Source organism: Microbulbifer okhotskensis (assembly GCF_023895975.1).
Taxonomy (GTDB): domain Bacteria; phylum Pseudomonadota; class Gammaproteobacteria; order Pseudomonadales; family Cellvibrionaceae; genus Microbulbifer; species Microbulbifer okhotskensis.
Window position 1 is genome coordinate 51,437 of the sequence record NZ_JALBWM010000013.1, and the last position, 17,308, is coordinate 68,744.

The 17,308-nt window shown below is 50.4% G+C and carries 17 protein-coding genes and 1 pseudogene; 12 read left to right on the forward strand and 6 right to left on the reverse strand.

Annotated elements, in window-relative coordinates:
* The first annotated feature begins 828 nt into the window (after positions 1-828).
* Both MO867_RS05090 and MO867_RS05095 read left to right on the forward strand, forming a co-directional pair.
* The gene (locus tag MO867_RS05090) at positions 829-1,971 is read left to right on the forward strand and encodes a S1C family serine protease (RefSeq protein WP_252465157.1); all 1,143 of its coding nucleotides are present in this window, start codon (positions 829-831) and stop codon (positions 1,969-1,971) included.
* Between the two features lie 17 nt (positions 1,972-1,988).
* On the forward strand, positions 1,989-2,417 hold the full coding sequence (locus MO867_RS05095; RefSeq protein WP_252465158.1) for a nuclear transport factor 2 family protein: 429 nt from the start codon (positions 1,989-1,991) through the stop codon (positions 2,415-2,417).
* A 52-nt stretch (positions 2,418-2,469) separates the two neighbouring features.
* Here MO867_RS05095 and hisD read toward each other — a convergent pair whose 3' ends face one another.
* From hisD to MO867_RS05120, 5 genes are all read right to left on the reverse strand, one after another.
* Positions 2,470-3,777, reverse strand: a complete 1,308-nt coding sequence (gene hisD / locus MO867_RS05100; RefSeq protein WP_252465159.1) for a histidinol dehydrogenase — start codon at positions 3,775-3,777, stop codon at positions 2,470-2,472.
* A 5-nt stretch (positions 3,778-3,782) separates the two neighbouring features.
* On the reverse strand, positions 3,783-4,430 hold the full coding sequence (hisG, locus tag MO867_RS05105) for an ATP phosphoribosyltransferase (RefSeq protein ID WP_252465160.1): 648 nt from the start codon (positions 4,428-4,430) through the stop codon (positions 3,783-3,785).
* Positions 4,431-4,486: 56 nt separating this feature from the next.
* On the reverse strand, positions 4,487-5,749 hold the full coding sequence (gene murA, locus MO867_RS05110) for a UDP-N-acetylglucosamine 1-carboxyvinyltransferase (protein WP_252465161.1): 1,263 nt from the start codon (positions 5,747-5,749) through the stop codon (positions 4,487-4,489).
* Positions 5,750-5,794: 45 nt separating this feature from the next.
* On the reverse strand, positions 5,795-6,028 hold the full coding sequence (locus MO867_RS05115; RefSeq protein ID WP_252465162.1) for a BolA family protein: 234 nt from the start codon (positions 6,026-6,028) through the stop codon (positions 5,795-5,797).
* Between the two features lie 87 nt (positions 6,029-6,115).
* On the reverse strand, positions 6,116-6,769 hold the full coding sequence (locus tag MO867_RS05120; protein WP_252465163.1) for an MlaC/ttg2D family ABC transporter substrate-binding protein: 654 nt from the start codon (positions 6,767-6,769) through the stop codon (positions 6,116-6,118).
* Between the two features lie 403 nt (positions 6,770-7,172).
* On the opposite strand from MO867_RS05120, the gene MO867_RS05125 reads away from it, so the two are divergent.
* The 10 genes from MO867_RS05125 (at position 7,173) to MO867_RS05170 (ending at position 16,426) form a co-directional block, all read left to right on the forward strand.
* On the forward strand, positions 7,173-8,144 hold the full coding sequence (locus MO867_RS05125; RefSeq protein WP_252465164.1) for a KpsF/GutQ family sugar-phosphate isomerase: 972 nt from the start codon (positions 7,173-7,175) through the stop codon (positions 8,142-8,144).
* 62 nt (positions 8,145-8,206) lie between these two features.
* Entirely contained in the window at positions 8,207-8,743 is a 537-nt protein-coding gene (locus MO867_RS05130) for a KdsC family phosphatase (RefSeq protein ID WP_373565867.1), read from the forward strand.
* Positions 8,743-9,309 carry an LPS export ABC transporter periplasmic protein LptC gene (gene lptC, locus MO867_RS05135; RefSeq protein ID WP_252465166.1) on the forward strand — a complete coding sequence of 189 codons (567 nt, stop codon included), beginning with the start codon at positions 8,743-8,745 and terminating at the stop codon, positions 9,307-9,309. The genes MO867_RS05130 and lptC overlap by 1 nt, the downstream gene beginning before the upstream one ends.
* On the forward strand, positions 9,296-9,838 hold the full coding sequence (lptA, locus tag MO867_RS05140) for a lipopolysaccharide transport periplasmic protein LptA (protein ID WP_252465167.1): 543 nt from the start codon (positions 9,296-9,298) through the stop codon (positions 9,836-9,838). The genes lptC and lptA overlap by 14 nt, the downstream gene beginning before the upstream one ends.
* Before the next feature lie 88 nt (positions 9,839-9,926).
* The gene (gene lptB / locus MO867_RS05145) at positions 9,927-10,652 is read left to right on the forward strand and encodes an LPS export ABC transporter ATP-binding protein (RefSeq protein ID WP_252465168.1); all 726 of its coding nucleotides are present in this window, start codon (positions 9,927-9,929) and stop codon (positions 10,650-10,652) included.
* Between the two features lie 194 nt (positions 10,653-10,846).
* The gene (locus MO867_RS05150; RefSeq protein WP_252465169.1) at positions 10,847-12,310 is read left to right on the forward strand and encodes an RNA polymerase factor sigma-54; all 1,464 of its coding nucleotides are present in this window, start codon (positions 10,847-10,849) and stop codon (positions 12,308-12,310) included.
* 193 nt (positions 12,311-12,503) lie between these two features.
* On the forward strand, positions 12,504-12,794 hold the full coding sequence (gene hpf / locus MO867_RS05155; protein ID WP_252465170.1) for a ribosome hibernation-promoting factor, HPF/YfiA family: 291 nt from the start codon (positions 12,504-12,506) through the stop codon (positions 12,792-12,794).
* A 3-nt stretch (positions 12,795-12,797) separates the two neighbouring features.
* A complete protein-coding gene (gene ptsN, locus MO867_RS05160; RefSeq protein WP_252465171.1) occupies positions 12,798-13,259 on the forward strand; it encodes a PTS IIA-like nitrogen regulatory protein PtsN in 462 nt (153 codons plus the stop codon).
* Between the two features lie 112 nt (positions 13,260-13,371).
* The gene (gene rapZ / locus MO867_RS05165) at positions 13,372-14,232 is read left to right on the forward strand and encodes an RNase adapter RapZ (RefSeq protein ID WP_252465172.1); all 861 of its coding nucleotides are present in this window, start codon (positions 13,372-13,374) and stop codon (positions 14,230-14,232) included.
* Positions 14,233-15,454: 1,222 nt separating this feature from the next.
* On the forward strand, positions 15,455-16,426 hold the full coding sequence (locus MO867_RS05170) for a class I SAM-dependent methyltransferase (RefSeq protein WP_252465173.1): 972 nt from the start codon (positions 15,455-15,457) through the stop codon (positions 16,424-16,426).
* A 164-nt stretch (positions 16,427-16,590) separates the two neighbouring features.
* Here MO867_RS05170 and MO867_RS05175 read toward each other — a convergent pair.
* A pseudogene (locus MO867_RS05175) lies at positions 16,591-16,791 on the reverse strand (hypothetical protein); the annotation flags it as partial.
* Between the last annotated feature and the right edge of the window lie 517 nt (positions 16,792-17,308).

The window sequence follows — 17,308 nt, forward strand, 5'->3', positions numbered from 1 at the left end:
CTGCAGAAGCTCCCCACTAAATATCAAAATTTGCCAAATTACGAAGCCCTTAATACAGAATCAGTATCAACTCCGAAACTGGCTTTTACAGTGAAGGCGCGGGCCAAACAAGCACAGTTCACACCTATAATTTAAGGCGGTTATTTTTACTGGGAAATGGTCATTACAGAACAATATTTCACTCAGACCTCGCCAAAGCCCTGCATCACCAATATTCATCCAGAATACACTTCACACTAGGTAACGCTGCATTTCAAGGTATGGCGGCTTACTTACAAGGGCTATTGCGCAACAAAATTCCTCGAACACTTACGCTCACATTCGTTTGGCCACTACCTAGCTCAAAGGGAACTGTACCTCTTTGTTGGCAGCTCTGATCAACTATCTCGGTCCGACAGAGCGCCAAAACAAGAGTGTTTTGGAAGGCCTCGCACCCTCCCCTATAATACCCAAAGACCCAGTGAGTTTGCGCCTGACCACTGAACGAGAGCCCCCAGTCCAACTACCTGAAAGCTAATTACCAGTTCGACCGAAAGCCATCAGCCCTTCTTGCTGTCTATTATTTTTTCCGTAGTGAACTCGCCATGAACCCCAACTTTAACTGCCCCCTGTTACCGCAGCAGATTGGCTTAGGCCTACATACACTTCGAAGCCAATAGAGCTTTGCCCAAAGGCGCTCTCGCATCACAAAACCTGGAGCTTACATCGATTGCGCCAGCATTGTGGTACTTAACGTCCACGGCACAGCAACAATTTCCTCCCCTTAACACCTTGCGTAACGATTCCCTCAAGAGACGTGTGTATAATCAGCGCAAAGAGGAGTCACGAGTGTCCCAAAATCGATTTCTACAGGATTGGGCCCTACCAATTCTGGTAGGCCTTGCCATGGCTGCATTGCTACTGGTTATATTCCCCCAACTACGCGGCATAGCTCCCACCACGGCGGGGAACAACGCTCAGGGGCCTGTATCCTATGCACACGCCGTAAATGTGGCAGGCCCTGCCGTAGTGAATATTTACACCCGCATGGCGATGCCCCAGCGCCAGCACCCCTTATTCAGTGACCCCCTTTTCAGGCGTTTATTTGACAATATGAATGTTCCGCAAAGAGAAAGGATGCAATCCAACCTCGGTTCGGGAGTTATTGTTAGTGACAACGGTTACATCCTGACCAATCACCACGTAATTGATCAGGCCGACGCCATCGTCATACTTTTGGCTGATGGACGAGAAGCTCAGGCTCGACTCGTGGGCAACGATGCCGATTTTGACTTAGCCGTTCTTAAAATCGATCTCGATGGTCTGACATCAATTTCCGTGGGCGAGCCCGACAGGGCACAAGTCGGGGATGTGGTTCTGGCAATTGGCAATCCCTTTGGTGTCGGGCAGACAGTCACTCAGGGAATTATCAGCGCTAAGGGCCGCCACCTTGAGAATTCTGGCACCGGCAGCTACCTGCAAAATTTCTTACAAACCGACGCCGCCGTTAACCCAGGCAACTCAGGAGGCGCACTGGTAGATTCCCGCGGTCGCCTGCTGGGAATTAATACCTCGATCCTCAACCAATCCGGTTACGCCGGCGGTATCAGCTTTGCCATCCCCGCCAATATCGCTTTTAAAGTGATGCAGGATATTATTGCCTATGGTCGCGTTGTACCCGGCTGGCTGGGAATTGAAGCCCGTGGTATCAGCCCACAAATGGCCAAGGAGTTCAACCTTAACTCCACCGGCGGCGTAATGGTGACAGCAATATACAATGAAGGGCCCGCACACAATGCAGGGCTTCAACCAGGGGATGTCATCACTCACATCGACGGCCTGCCCATAGGAGATGGAAAGCAGGGCGAGGCTACCATGGCTACCCTTCGACCCGGCGACACCATCTCCATAACATTTATCCGCGACGGCTCATCGCACACAGTCGAGGCAACAGTTTCAGAAGAGCCCCAGACGAAAACCACAATAGAATAAACCCTTAAGGAATCTCTATGCGCTCATTGGTACTGGCTTTACCTCTCACAGTAACCGCAATTCCCGCAGCCGCAGGAGACCGCGAGGATTTACATCAGCTCGTAACCGACTTTATCAGCAAGGCCGCTAGCGACTCGCAGGCACACCAGCGTTTTTGGGCCGAGGAGCTGATTTACACCAACTCCAGCGGCAAGCGTTTTGGGAAAAGTGAAATTATGCAAGGGATGCAATCCCCTTCAGAAGAACCGATTACAGTCAAATACTCTGCCGAAGATATCGATATACGCTTATTGGGAGATACTGCCATTGTTGCATTTAAACTGATTGCTCATGACAGTAACAAAACCGAAGAGAACCACTATTTTAATACCGGCACATTTATTAAGCACCGCGGTGAATGGCGAGCACTAGCCTGGCAAGCCACCAATATTCCAATAGAAAACTAAGAAATTTTATATTGCCCTCCAGGACTAAATCACCGCAGGGCGCCCGCTCAAATCATTCTTTCACACGAAAGCCTGCTGAGCGCGCATGGGCTTCAAGCCCCTCTCCACGAGCAAGGGTCCTGGCTACACGCCCAAGGGTATCGGCACCTTCTGCGGAGCAGTGGATAACCGAGCTGCGTTTTTGGAAGTCATAGACCCCCAGGGGGGAAGAAAAACGGGCAGTGCCACTAGTAGGGAGGACATGATTCGGCCCTGCACAGTAGTCCCCCAAAGCCTCAGCGGTGTATCTACCCAGGAAAATTGCTCCAGCATTACGAATCTCCGGGAGATAGGACTCGGCGTCCTTCACCGAAACCTCTAGATGCTCAGGCGCAATACCATTGGAAATCTGTATCGCTTGCTGTAGAGACTCCACCTGAATTAAAGCCCCGCGATCAGCGAGGGATTGGCGGGCGATTTCGGCGCGAGGCAAGCCAACTAATAGCCGCTGCAATGAACTCTCAACCTGATCGAGAAATGCACCATCAGGGCAAAGTAAAATGGACTGCGCCTGCTCATCATGCTCTGCCTGCGACAACAGATCCATTGCGATCCAGTCAGGGTCTGTCTGCCCATCACAAATCACCAAGATTTCCGATGGCCCGGCGATCATATCAATAGCAACATGACCAAAAACCGCGCGCTTAGCACTGGCCACAAAAATATTGCCCGGACCCACGATTTTATCCACAGCGGGAATGGACTCGGTTCCATAGGCCAGCGCCGCTACTGCTTGAGCGCCTCCAATGGTAAATACCTTATCCACCCCAGCAATAGCCGCCGCCGCCAACACCAAATCACTCAACTTTCCCTTCGGCGCCGGCACTACCATATTGACGGCATCCACCCCAGCCACTTTGGCTGGAATTGCATTCATAAGTACCGAAGAGGGGTAGCTGGCCTTACCGCCGGGCACATAAATGCCTACGCTTCGCATCGGAGTAATTTGCTGCCCCAGCACGGTGCCATCAGCCTCGGTATAGCGCCAGGACTCCTGTAACTGGTGCTTGTGATAACGGCGCACTCGCTCTGCGGCAAACTCCAGAGCTTCACGCTCTTCTGTACGAATACGGCCCAACGCCACAGTCAATGCAGAGGCCGGCAAGAAAAAATCTTCTGCCCCTTTAAGCGCTCGATGGTCGAATCGGTTGGTGTACTCAATTACCGCCTTATCGCCATGACTCCGCACCTGCTGCAATATCTCTGCAACAATAGCTTCCACCTGATCGTTGGCTACCGCCTCCCAAGCCAACAAGCAATCCAACTGTTTGCCGAAATCCTGATCAACTGCTTTTAAGCGCCGAATCACTTTACCCGCCATAATACTTAAGAGGTTTGCTTGGTTTGTGCGACAGCAACTGCCAGTTTCTCGATCAAATCATGAATCGGCGCATACTTCATCTTCATAGCCGCCTTATTCACAATTAGCCGAGTACTGATCTGCGCAATGGTCTCCCGGGCCTCCAAACCATTGGCCTTGAGAGTATTTCCACTGTCGACAATATCCACGATCTCATCGGCTAGGTTCATCAGAGGGGCGAGTTCCATTGCCCCATACAACTTAATAATATCCACCTGCCGCCCAATAGAGGCGTAGTGCTTCTTGGCGCTCTGTACAAATTTAGTCGCGACTTTCATTCGCCCTCTGGGCGGCTCCCCACCTTTAATGCCTGCCGTCATCAAGCGGCAGCGGGCAATGTCCAGGTCTAGTGGCTCATAGATGCCATTGGAACTGTGTTCAAGTAGCGTATCCTTGCCCGCAACACCGATATCTGCTGCGCCATGCTGCACATAGGTTGGCACATCAACACCCCGCAGAAGTAGAAGACTTACACCTTCACAGTTTGTCGGGAATATCAATTTGCGACTCTTGCTCAAGTCCTCAGCAGGCTCCAGACCCGCAGCTTTCAACAGCGGCAGGGTCTCCTGTAAAATTCGCCCCTTGGTCAATGCGATAGTAATTTGCACAGTCATTATCGTTTACGCCAGCTCGTCATTGGCTTTCATACCATTTGGCAGCCACCGGGCAATTAGCCCGGTATACGGCGAATGTTCGCCCCCAGCTGCCGGAGTTTCTCTTCAATACACTCATACCCGCGGTCGATATGATAAATACGATCCACCAAAGTTGTACCTTCCGCCACCATCCCGGCAATCACAAGACTGGCTGATGCTCGCAGATCCGAGGCCATTACCGGAGCGCCCTTGAGCTTCTCCACCCCGCTAACGATTGCAGTATTCCCCTCTAACGTGATATTCGCTCCCATCCGGTTGAGCTCATGCACCTGTATTAAACGGTTCTCAAAGATCGTCTCAACCACCGCCCCCTTGCCCTCGGCCACTGCGTTCATAGCAGTAAACTGCGACTGCATATCGGTGGGGAATGCGGGATAGGGTGCCGTACGGAAACTGACCGCTTTGGGCCGATTGCCTTTCATATCCAGCTCTATCCAATCATCTCCGTTACTGATATGGGCCCCGGCCTCTTCAAATTTGAGCATGACTGCATCGAGGATGTCGGCCCGAGTATGGAGTAAGCGCACCTTGCCCCGTGCTGCAGCTGCAGCTGCCAGAAAAGTGCCGGTCTCAATACGATCTGGCATCACCGTAAACTTACAGGGAGCCAGCTTGGATACACCGTGGACGCGCAGTGTGTCTGTACCAACGCCCTCTATCTGAGCCCCCATTGCGATCAGGAATTCTGCCAGATCAACAATTTCCGGCTCGCGCGCTGCGTTGTGCAAGGTCGTAGTCCCCTCGGCCAACGCCGCAGCCATCAGCAGGTTCTCAGTACCGCCAACGGTCACCTTCTCCATAACAATGTTCGCGCCCTTGAGGCGGCCATTGGAGCGAGCTCGGATAAAACCACCATCAATCGTGATCTCAGCACCCATGGCCTCCAGGCCCTTAAGGTGGATATCGACCGGGCGGCTACCGATGGCACAACCACCAGGGAAAGAAACATTTGCCACCCCATGCCTTGCCAACAATGGTCCCAAGACCAGAATCGAAGCCCGCATGGTTTTTACCAGCTCATAAGGCGCGGTCAGCTCGTTAACCGAGCGGGGATCAATCTCAACACCCAGTTTTTCATCGACCGTGACTTCACACCCTATACACCGAAGCAGGGTAATCATGGTGGTGATATCATTTAGGTGCGGCAGATTCTCAATTTGCACAGGCCCATCTGCCAGCAAGGCAGCCGCCAAAATCGGCAGCGCTGAATTCTTAGCGCCAGAAATCCGCAATGTTCCGGAAATTGGGCTGCCGCCCTCTATTATCAACTTATCCATTCGATCTCATATCTAGATCGCCAACACCGCAGAGGCAATGGCTGGTTAACGATTGGCTTCTTCTGGAGTCAGAGTCTGCATTTGCACGGCGTGCAAAGTGCCATCGGCGATTTTTTCACCGAGAGCCGCATAGACAAGCTGTTGTTTTTTTAGGCGATTCAGGCCTTCAAAGGCACTGCTCACCACAGTTATCATGAGATGACTGCCTTCAAAAGCCACTTCAACAGTACTATCAGGAATATGCCCGTCAATCAGGGCTTTGATTTCATCTGGTTGCATAGGAGGGAGTTGCGATTAGTTAAAAACAGCACGCAAGTGTACTTGAATCAAGCGGAGTGCGCAGCTGCGCACCCCAAAGTTCGCCTATTAGCTCACTTTATTGGCCACATCGTCAGCTGCCGACCAATTGGATATCACCTTATCGATATTTCCATGAGTCTGCATTGACTGCGAAAACTGGCTGCGGAAAGTCTTGCCCAGGTTAACTCCGTTCAGGATTACATTGATCAACTTCCACTGCCCCGCACGATTGCGCACCAGCGTGTAAGAAACTTTGGTAATCCCTTCTTTACTTCGCACTTCCTGCAGCACATTTACCCGGCTGCCCTGGGGACTGGTTCCCGGATTTACCACCTTCACATCCAGGTCGCCAAAAGTCGCCACGCCACGGGCAAACGTTGCGATTAAGTCGCGACGAAATGTACTGGTAAAACGAGAGCGCTGCTCTGCTGTAGCTTGTTTGGCATAGCGGCCCATCACGCCGCGAGCAATAAAATCAAAATCCACGACCGGGGTAAGCACTCCCTCGACAGCGCTGTAATACCTCTGGGGGTCTGAATTGGCATACTGGCCATTGGACCGAATCACCCCCAACAATTTATCCGAAACCCCTTCAATCATCACATAAGGATTTTGAGCGGCATTCGCCACAGGTATCACTGCAGATACCAAAACAACACAAAGTGCAAACTTAACCCATCGCGACAAACCGTCCCGGCCAATCCAAAATGATGCGTTCACAAAATATCTCCAGTTAGCAAATCATTCCTTGGACGCACATGGCGCAAATTAGTGCCATAGCATTACCACATGTCAACTTCTCCCAGCCTAACTGAGACTGTGTCGATCATCCATTGAGTGACATAGCTGACAGCGAAGACGGCAAACTATACCATGGCCGCGCTCAGTGATGTGTCGATGTACGTGAGTGTCATTTAACTCTACCGGGGGACATGCTCGTTTTTTCCACTGCCAGCAGCCCGCTAATATAGATTAGCACGACAGCAACAAGACAAAACTTACATAGACTCCGAGGTGATCGGAGCCAGTAATATCGTCAGCACCGAAACCGCCTTAATTTATCCGGTGATCTCACAGGCACATTTTATTTAGTAGCATACAGGCAAGCAAATCGAGGCATTTGATGACTAAAGAACTAATCTGGGAAGCGGGACGCCGCACCGTGCGTATGGAATCAGACGCGGTGGCTGCTTTGGAAAACAGAATCAACGGTGACTTCCAGCGAGCCTGTGAAATGATCATGCAATGTCGCGGTCGCACCATCGTTACTGGCATGGGAAAGTCGGGACATATCGGCCGCAAGATGGCAGCAACACTGGCCAGCACAGGAACCCCAAGTTTCTTTGTTCATCCCGGCGAAGCAAGCCACGGCGATCTCGGCATGATTACTCGCGACGATGTCGTGATCGCCATATCCAACTCCGGCTCCTCCTCAGAAGTACTCACTCTTCTCCCACTACTAAAAAGGTTGGGCATTCCCCTGATCAGCATGGCGGGGAAAACTGATTCGCCACTCGCTCAAGCGGCAGAGGTCAATCTGGATATCTCTGTAGAGACAGAGGCTTGCCCACTCAACCTGGCTCCCACCTCATCTACAACCGTCACACTGGTTATGGGAGACGCTCTTGCCGTAGCTTTGCTGGAGGCCCGTGGTTTTACCGCTGAGGATTTCGCCTTTTCCCACCCAGGCGGTGCCCTGGGGCGTAGGCTGCTACTTAAAGTCGAAGATGTCATGCACGCCGGAGATGAGCTCCCCCAAGTAACCCCCGCAACTCGCCTGTCACAGGCCCTACTGGAAATGACCAGCAAGGGCTTCGGAATGACCATCGTCGCCAATGGCGAAGGGGAGCTCCTCGGCGTCTTCACCGATGGAGATCTGCGTCGTGTAATCGACCAAAAAGTTGAACTCGATAAAGCGACCATGGGAGAAGTGATGAGCCGTCGCCCCAAAACCGTTTCCACTGACACCCTGGCCGCTGAAGCCCTGCGAATTATGGAGGACTTCAAAATCACTGCACTGGTGGTGGAAGACAAAACGCACCATCCGCTCGGCGTACTCCATATGCACGATATTCTGCGTGCCGGTGTAATCTGAGATAATGGTAAGCAATGCGTGGAAAACCGCACAACCAATGGCCAATAGGGACTGTCCTGGTGATATCTAACCAACAATTAAACGATACCCTCAAAAATGTACGCTGGCTGGTACTCGATGTGGACGGCGTGTTGACAGACGGGAAGCTTTATTTTGACAACAACGGCAACGAACTGAAGACTTTTAATACACTGGATGGGCACGGCATTAAAATGCTTCAAAGCTCCGGTGTGCGCGTCGCAATTATTACGGGACGACGCAGCAATGTAGTAGAACGCCGAGCCCACGACTTAGGCATAAGCAAATTAATCCAAGGGCGCGAAGATAAATTTGTCGCCTTGCAGGAATTGCTGGCAGAAGAACCCTGCCGCCTGGAGGATATTGCCTATATAGGAGATGATTACCCCGACCTACTGGTAATGACCAAGATCGGTTGTCCGATCGCACCACCCAATGCAGCGCCACCGGTGCAGGAGCGAGCCCTCTGGGTCACTGACGCTCGCGGAGGCGAAGGTACTGTGCGCGAAGCTTGTGATCGCATCATGATGGCTCAAGGCACTTTTGACGCCGCACTCGCACCCTATATCGGAGAGAAGTAATGCGTTCATGGTTGCCTCTCGTTCTGGTTATCCTGCTGATTAGTGCCGGACTCTGGTTTTCCGAGAGCCCCCCTGAGCAACTGCTGGGTAAAAGGCCAACCCCGCAACAGCAAAACCGGGCGGCGGATCTCATCATCAAAGATGCAGAAACCCGTCACTTCGACCAGGGAGGCAATCTAGCGTATCGAGTAGACGCAGAACAAATTACCTATTTTCAGTTTAAACGCCGCGATCGCGCCAATTTGAAAGAACCGCGCATGTTGTTTTATCAGGACGACAAACCCAAGTGGAGCACCAACTCCAAGCGCGGCACCGCTTTTAATCGCGGGGAGAAGGTCGTTCTCACCGGGAAAGTTCAAATTGATGAACTCCCCCCCCCGGGTGGAATCCAACTTAAAACATCAAAAATCACAATCTATCCCGACAGGGAATTCGCCGAAACAGACAAAGTTGTTACTATTAGCTCCGGCCCCAATCGCACCACCGGTAAAGGTATGCGCGCTTACCTGAAAGAAGACCGGATGGAGATTCTATCCGACGTAAAGAGCAGCTATGGCACTGAATAAATGTTATCGCCCAATCTACAAAGTCCTCACTGCGATTGCTCTGGTAGCGATCGCCATTGCGGCCCAGGCGCTTCCCGGCGACCGGACCCAAAAAATTTCAGTGGGTTCCGACTCCATGTCCGCCGACCGCGCCAACAACTTGGTGGTATACAACGATAACGTCGTCATTACCCAGGGCTCCCTGCAGATCCGTGCGGATCGTGTTGAAGTCTATTTCACCGCTAGCGATGAGATCAGCCGAGTCGTTGCCGTCGGCCGCCCCGCACACTTCCAACAAAAAATACTGGAGAGCCAAAATCCGGTAAAAGCACGGGCCGAGCGTATTGAGTACGTAATCAGCTCTGAAGAACTGCAACTCACGGGTCAAGCGTTTATCGATCGTGATGGCAACACTCTGACGGCCGAAAAAATCGATTACGACCTTGCCACAGAGCAGATGAGCGCACGCAGCCAGCCAGGTAACGGTAGGGTTGAAATGATCTGGAAGCCTGAAAGCACCGAGGACAATAAAAACTCCAGCAGCGACTAAGCCCAGATCCTACACCGAAAGGTCAGCGCCACTTACAATGACGTAACCCACGACAGCTCTACGCCCGTGGCAAGATTCAGGACACACTATGCCAACGCTAACAGCGTTACACCTCGCCAAACAATATAAGAAAAGAAAAGTTGTTCAAGATGTCTCCGTTAGCGTCTCCAGCGGGCAGGTGGTTGGCCTGCTCGGCCCTAATGGTGCCGGGAAAACAACTTGCTTCTACATGATCGCAGGGCTGGTGCGGGCGGATGCTGGGCAGGTCCTGATAAACGACGAGGATATCACTCGCCTTTCCATGCACGGCCGCGCGCGCAAAGGCATTGGCTACCTACCCCAGGAAGCCTCTGTATTCCGGCGACTATCAGTGCGTGACAACATCCTGTCAATCCTTGAGACCCGCAAAGGACTCAATCGAAAAGAGCGCGAGAAACAAGCACAAGCGCTACTCGAAGAATTCAACATTACACATATTGAGAACAGCCTCGGAATGGCCCTGTCCGGTGGCGAGCGCCGTCGCGTCGAAATCGCCCGCGCACTGGCTACAGACCCGGGCTTCGTCCTTCTCGATGAGCCTTTTGCCGGGGTCGACCCTATATCAGTCAATGACATAAAACATATTATCCGGCACCTGCGCGACCGGGGTATTGGCGTACTGATCACAGACCACAACGTCAGAGAAACCCTGGATATTTGCGAGACCGCTTACATCGTTAGCGAAGGACATATCATTGCCGCCGGCACCCCTGATGAGGTTCTCGCCAACCAACAAGTGCGCGAAGTTTACTTAGGACACGAATTCACCATTTAATGGCAAATGGTGCCAAACATAAGGAAAACTCGGAATTAACGAAAGAGGCATCACTATTCGCGCGTATTTCCATCCCGCCAGCCACAATCATCGGCACGCTTATTGCTTGTAATAACTCAGGGGGCAAGGTAGTCTGCGCCATCTCGGGTTAATTTTGTCGGACCAATTGTCACACTGGCCTGCACCCCTAAACTATGAAGCAGTCTCTCCAGCTCAAACTCGGCACCCAGCTGACCATGACCCCGCAGTTACAGCAGGCAATACGCCTATTGCAACTGTCCACACTGGACCTTCAGCAAGAGGTACAGGCGGCACTTGACAGCAACCCAATGCTCGAACCGGAGAGCGAGGAGCAGGCCCCGCCACCATCCCACGCAGAAAAAAATGTCCAGCAAGAGCCCCCTTCTTCAGCAGCTGAAGACACCAATCATTCTGCCACCGAAGAAAAAGAGCTCACTGATACCGATTGGAATCACGACATCCCCGCTGAACTTCCCGTCGACTCCCACTGGGACGATATCTACAGCAGCTATAGCGCCTCTCAAGACACAGAAGACCCCAACTTCGAGCGCAACTCCACCACTGACACATTGCAGGACCATCTGCGTTGGCAGCTAAATCTCACAACATTGTCCACTCACGATAAGTGGATTGGCGAGCATTTGATCGATAGTATCGGCCTGAATGGCTTGCTAGATACCACCACTTCCGAGATAGCCGCATCACTCAACCTTGAAGAAGACGAAGTAGTTGCAGCCCTTAAAGCCGTGCAACAATTTGAACCCGCCGGCTGCGCAGCCAGGGATTTACAAGAGTGTTTGCAGCTACAACTACGCCAGTTGCCGACAAACACTCCATGGCTGAAAGAAGCGCAAAATATTATTGAACGTCACTTGGAACTCCTCGGTAAGCGGGACTTCCGCCAACTGAGTCGACGCACACGCTTAAATGAGGCCCAGCTCGGTGAGGTCATTGGCCTAATCCAGACACTGACGCCCAACCCAGGGGAAGAATTCAATGGTGAGCAACCTGCTTACGTAGTTCCAGATATTATCGTCAACCGCAAAGAATTCCGCTGGCAAGTGGAGCTGAACCCTGAAATCACCCCAAAAATTCGAATCAACAGCCACTACGCATCCCTGGTAAAACGAGCCGATAATTCCCGGGAAAATAACTTCCTGCGAGATCACCTCCAGGAGGCAAGATGGTTCTTGAAAAGCTTGCAGAGTCGCCATGAAACCTTGCTAAAGGTCGCCACCTGTATAGTGGATAAGCAGCAGAGGTTTTTTGAGGAGGGCCCCGAGGCGATGAGACCGATGGTTTTGGCTGATATCGCTGAAACTATTGGGATGCATGAGTCCACCATATCCCGGGTGACCACGCAAAAATATATGCTGACCCCTCGCGGGGTGTTTGAGCTCAAATACTTCTTCTCCAGTCACGTCAGTACGAATTCCGGCGAAGACGCCTCCTCCACAGCGATCCGGGCACTGATTCGTAAGCTCATTGACGTCGAAGTGCCGCGCAAACCCCTGTCCGACAATAAAATCGCCCAGGAACTGGACACGCAAGGCATCAAGGTCGCACGTCGTACCGTAGCCAAATACCGCGAATCTATGGGGATCCCCTCATCTAGCGAGAGGAAGCGCCTGATCTAAAAGCTTGCCCCAAGCCAGAAAAGTGACTTCAACTGACGTAGGGGTCACAAATGGCTGACGCCTCTCACCACTCCTCTGCAACCATAACCCAAAGATTGAGTGTATCCTTCCATTCTGGCCCACTTCCTAGTAGGGTTGCGACCCGAAAGGGAGGCGAGCGCCGGTTTGTGATGCACCCGTCAAGGAGAAATCCATGCAGATCAACATCAGTGGTCACCACGTCGACGTCACCTCACCTATGCGCAGCTACTGTGAAACCAAAATGGAGAAGCTGTCCAGGCATTACGATAATATTACCAACGCGCAAGTTATTTTGTCCGTCGAAAAGCTGATTCAAAAAGCGGAAGCGACGGTACATATCAATGGCCACGATCTCTGTGCCGGATCTGAAGACAGAGACATGTATGCGGCTATTGATGCGCTCACCGATAAGCTGGACCGCCAGCTGAAAAAACACAAAGAGAAGCTACAGAACCATCGCTGAACTATGACACTGGAAGCATTACTCTCCCCCCGCCTGAGCTTGTGCCACCTGGCGGGGAGTAGCAAAAAGAAGCTACTACTCAATATTGCCCAGGCTATCGCCGAACAGTATCCGCAACACGACTCCGATACAGTCTTCAATCAGCTGATCGCCCGTGAGCGCCTGGGCTCCACCGGTATTGGTGATGGCGTCGCCATACCACACTGCCGCCTGCCCGGCTGCGATCGTCCCATCGGTGTTCTCTGTACTACCGAGCCCGCGGTCGATTTTGACTCTATCGATCGCCAACCTGTCGACTTGTTATTTACCCTGTTAGTACCGGAAGATGCCGAGCAGGAGCATCTTGAAACTCTTGCCGAAATCGCTGGATTGTTTTCCAACAGCCTGGTTAGGGATAAGCTAAGGCTGGCGCAAAGTAGTGATGAACTGTACGCCCTGGCCATCCATAGCGCTGCGGCGGCATAGCCTCAACTAATCATTTGCCCATGTGAGTGACCCGCTTTGCTTGACGTGTAACCGCCGAGCAGAGTGACAAACAGAAATAATAATAAGTCCCAACCAAAAAGAAGGGGTCTCCATGCGCTTGGTGATTATTAGTGGCCGCTCTGGCTCCGGTAAGAGTTCCGCCCTGCAGCTGCTGGAGGATGTCGGATTCAACTGCATCGATAACCTTCCCACCAGCCTTCTCCCGGAACTGATCAAACGGGTCAGGGAGCAACCCCCGAAAGAAAACACCCAACTGGCACTGGGTGTCGACGCCCGCAACCTTTGGCAAGATATCCGACAGGCACCCAGTGTCATCGAGTCCCTGCGCAATGCCGGTGTTCAGTGCGATGTGATTTACCTCGATGCACGGGAACCCGTGTTGGTCCAGCGATTCAGCGAAACCCGCCGAAAGCACCCCCTCAGTAATGATTGCACCCATCTGCTAGAAGCACTCAATCAGGAGAAAGAGCTGCTCACACCAATTTCGGCAATAGCGGATATGGTGATTGACACCAGCACCCTAAGCTTGCACCAGCTACGCGAACTGATAAAAAACCGTGTTGTCGGTGGACAATCGGAAAGTATGGCGATCCTCTTTCAGTCTTTCGGCTTCAAACATGGCGTGCCCGTGGACGCAGATTTGATTTTTGATCTCCGCTGCCTGCCTAACCCCTACTGGGAACCAGCACTGAGAGAAAAAACCGGCAGGGATAATGAGGTCGCAGAATTTTTGCGTTCGCACCCGGAAACAGCAAAAATGGAAGCGGACATCACCCACTTCCTGGAGAACTGGCTTCCCTCCTATCAAAAAAGCAATCGCAGTTACACCTGCATTTCTATCGGCTGTACCGGCGGCCGTCACCGCTCGGTTTACATGGTTGAGCAATTGGTAAGGAAGTTTTCAAAAAAATTCGGCAACGTCCAGATTCGCCACCGGGAACAGGGAAAATAATATCAAACCACTTGTCACCGATTGCCACTTTAGGCTAGAAACTACACGCTTTATATTTCCGCTCAACGCTCTCTGGGATAACCGAGCCCAATCATGAACTTTAATGAGCGCCTAAATATCCCGGGATAATTCTCGGCTTTGGTGTTTAGCCGGCCAGATCAAGCCGTACCCAAGCTAATAGTTAGCACCTCCTCTCTCGCCATGAATTTGGTTCCAGCTATGCACTGAACCAAACAACCAACAATCCATGGTTTCTCCACCTTTCTTACCCACCCATTCTCAACTTGAGTATTATGCGCCCACACTGATCGAAAAACAGTCTCTTGAGCGCTTTGCCTATTGTCATATCGCTCCGCGCGTCAATCCTATAGGGATCGTTATCCAGACATTTTCCCACTGCCTCGCGAGAAAGCCGTAGGCCCCACTCAACTCTCTGCGTGCCCCCTTACTAGGCACCCTACGATTTTCGGATATTCCACCTCATATATTTTCGAGAAGGTCTCACTGACCAACAAGCCTTTTACTTTCCGACCAAGCACCTTAGGCTCAGCCTGCAGAAGAGCTCTCGCACCCCCTCCGTAGTAGTTTGCTAGGGGCCTCACCCACTGTCGACCAAAAAATTCAACAGCCGCATTCTTGCTCATGCTGTCGTACTCCCTGGCTTGTTAGACTTGACCACAACACTCATTGGCTTGACTGTAATTCAAACTCCGTGATACCGGATAATCACAACACAGCCCCACCGAAATGCCGAGACCGCTCGAAAGACTTTAACGCAGGCCCCTCCCGAATAACATTAAAAGACCACGGAAATGCTATGGGGCTAGCCTAGGATTCCTAATAATTCTGGACATCGGCACCCCCTCCAAACCACCCCACAAAAATATAATTTAATCCTAAAAAAAACCCACAAATATGAAACACATCCTCTAAAAACAGTAACCGCAAGATCCACATCTTTATAAAAACACCCCGATATCATGTTTATTGCTCACACAATGGCAGTGCGATCCAAGTGATATTACCCTCCCCCGCCAACAACCCCCACCACCAAAGTCAGACATGGCATGAAATGCACAAAGAACACAAAAATTAAACAAATAATGTATATCTATTATTTACAGTCAAGCCACCCACCAAACAATACAAGTTAAAAAATATATCCATATTGATTTATTTAAATATAATCGACACAATAAAATTAAAAATTTTTGAGGCGCACATGAAAAACCTAGAACAGTGGACGAACTTTTGGCTGCAGGGCTTTCCAACTTCTTTTGCTCAAGAACTGCCTTACAGCTATACGGGTGAAATAGGTACCTATTGGAGGTCAACTGTCTCAGAGTTAAATGAGAACGACAAGGTACTTGATATTGCGTGCGGCAATGGTGCAGTAGCGTTATTAATTGCTGACGAAGCATTAAAAACGGGCAAAAAACTAGAAATTCATGCTGCCGATGCCGCCAAAATCCACCCCCTTGCAACCAACAAAAACCCCCACCACACAACCTCCCTAAAGACATTGAAATTTCATTCAAAAGTACCAGCGGAAAAAATCAACGCTCTTGGCAATAACTTCAGCCTCATCACCTCACAATTCGGATTTGAATACAGCAGGAAAGAAGAAACCGCCATAAGCATAGAACGCACGCTAAAAGCAGGCGGGAAATTTAAAGCAATATGCCACAACACACACTCCAAACCATACAGTGACTGCACAGATGAAGTTTGCGCCTTCCGCCTCCTAAAGGAAAAACTGAAAATTCCAGAAAAAATAAAATCATTCATATTTGAAGCACAAAACATTCAAACAACCGACCAACTAAAAACACACCTTGACAACCCAAGAATCTCAAAGAAACTAAATTCAATCATAGAATCTATGGAATCATTAATAACCTCACACCCAAGTGCAGCAATCACAGCATTTGTGCGAAACTCTACGGAAACATTCCTACAGAGAAACCTACTTTCCGATATCGACACTAAAAAAAAATTTATTACCTTCCTAGAAACCGAACTTGAATACGCAAATCAAAGATCAAAAGACCAAATAAATGCAGCCCTCTCAAGCAAGAGATTAACTGACCTACTATCTAATTTTTCAAAACAAGGAATGGAAACATTAGTATGTGAAGAATTTCACGAGGGAAGCTCCTGTACTGGCTGGCGCCTTGAGATTCAAAAAACCTAAAGCTGGGAGAGCTACAAAATGCGCTAAAATAACGGCAATTTATAGGGAAGTTAACTTAGGGCGTTTATCTACGCAAGTTACTGCTGAATTTCTTACAAACCCCAACCAAAAATTAAATACTTCACTAACAGATAAATACTAGACGCAATTTACAATAAGTGTAACTATTCAGCCGACACCCAAAATGCCACCATCTTCTTATCCATAAATTCAGACCACACCCCTGAAAACAGACTTCCCAGCGCTTCTCCATCACCAACATCAATACCATGCTTTTTGCAAGTAGATAGATGACTACGGATACGGCAAAAAATCTTAGCCCCTTTCATAGAGCGAAAGCAGCCCGATATTTTTTTGCTGTACCTTGGCCAGAAGCATTGTGTAGCCATAGGCGGCTACCATTTAATTGATACCGGTTTCATCAACATGCAGGGTTCTTTATTGCCTTTGACGCCGGCACCATACTGCGTTGAATGGGTGACCTCCTCGGGAAAGCCTGCCACAAACCGTCGGCCATTTTCATCAATCAAAACCTGTATTCGGTATTTTGTAACGTGCCGTGATATTCGAATATCTGACAGGATTCATAACTACCATCCGTGTAGACGCCTTTTGGCAGAGTTTGGCGATCAAGCTTGATGAAACAAATTTCGTCAGGTACTTATACCTCAATACTTCGGACAGTTTTAGGGGGCGAAATAGGTAGGAACCACGGCCAGATACTGAGAAAATAAGGTTCTCACTTCAAATTAAAACAATACCTGCCCATGGAAGATGTAGTAAAAACTGTTTTCGCTAAAATGTCCAACATTAAAAGACCACAAAGGAAATTCATGCTCACACTGTTTGCGGCCCTAATGGTATTTCAAGGGAAAGCAACCT

Bases quoted from the DNA above. Each gene is read 5' to 3' on its own strand.
- MO867_RS05095 (WP_252465158.1), top strand. From the start codon at position 1,989: ATGCGCTCATTGGTACTGGCTTTACCTCTCACAGTAACCGCAATTCCC.
- hisD (WP_252465159.1), bottom strand. From the start codon at position 3,777: ATGGCGGGTAAAGTGATTCGGCGCTTAAAAGCAGTTGATCAGGATTTC.
- hisG (WP_252465160.1), bottom strand. From the start codon at position 4,430: ATGACTGTGCAAATTACTATCGCATTGACCAAGGGGCGAATTTTACAG.
- murA (WP_252465161.1), bottom strand. From the start codon at position 5,749: ATGGATAAGTTGATAATAGAGGGCGGCAGCCCAATTTCCGGAACATTG.
- MO867_RS05115 (WP_252465162.1), bottom strand. From the start codon at position 6,028: ATGCAACCAGATGAAATCAAAGCCCTGATTGACGGGCATATTCCTGAT.
- MO867_RS05125 (WP_252465164.1), top strand. From the start codon at position 7,173: ATGACTAAAGAACTAATCTGGGAAGCGGGACGCCGCACCGTGCGTATG.
- lptC (WP_252465166.1), top strand. From the start codon at position 8,743: ATGCGTTCATGGTTGCCTCTCGTTCTGGTTATCCTGCTGATTAGTGCC.
- lptA (WP_252465167.1), top strand. From the start codon at position 9,296: ATGGCACTGAATAAATGTTATCGCCCAATCTACAAAGTCCTCACTGCG.
- lptB (WP_252465168.1), top strand. From the start codon at position 9,927: ATGCCAACGCTAACAGCGTTACACCTCGCCAAACAATATAAGAAAAGA.
- MO867_RS05150 (WP_252465169.1), top strand. From the start codon at position 10,847: ATGAAGCAGTCTCTCCAGCTCAAACTCGGCACCCAGCTGACCATGACC.
- hpf (WP_252465170.1), top strand. From the start codon at position 12,504: ATGCAGATCAACATCAGTGGTCACCACGTCGACGTCACCTCACCTATG.
- ptsN (WP_252465171.1), top strand. From the start codon at position 12,798: ATGACACTGGAAGCATTACTCTCCCCCCGCCTGAGCTTGTGCCACCTG.
- rapZ (WP_252465172.1), top strand. From the start codon at position 13,372: ATGCGCTTGGTGATTATTAGTGGCCGCTCTGGCTCCGGTAAGAGTTCC.
- MO867_RS05170 (WP_252465173.1), top strand. From the start codon at position 15,455: ATGAAAAACCTAGAACAGTGGACGAACTTTTGGCTGCAGGGCTTTCCA.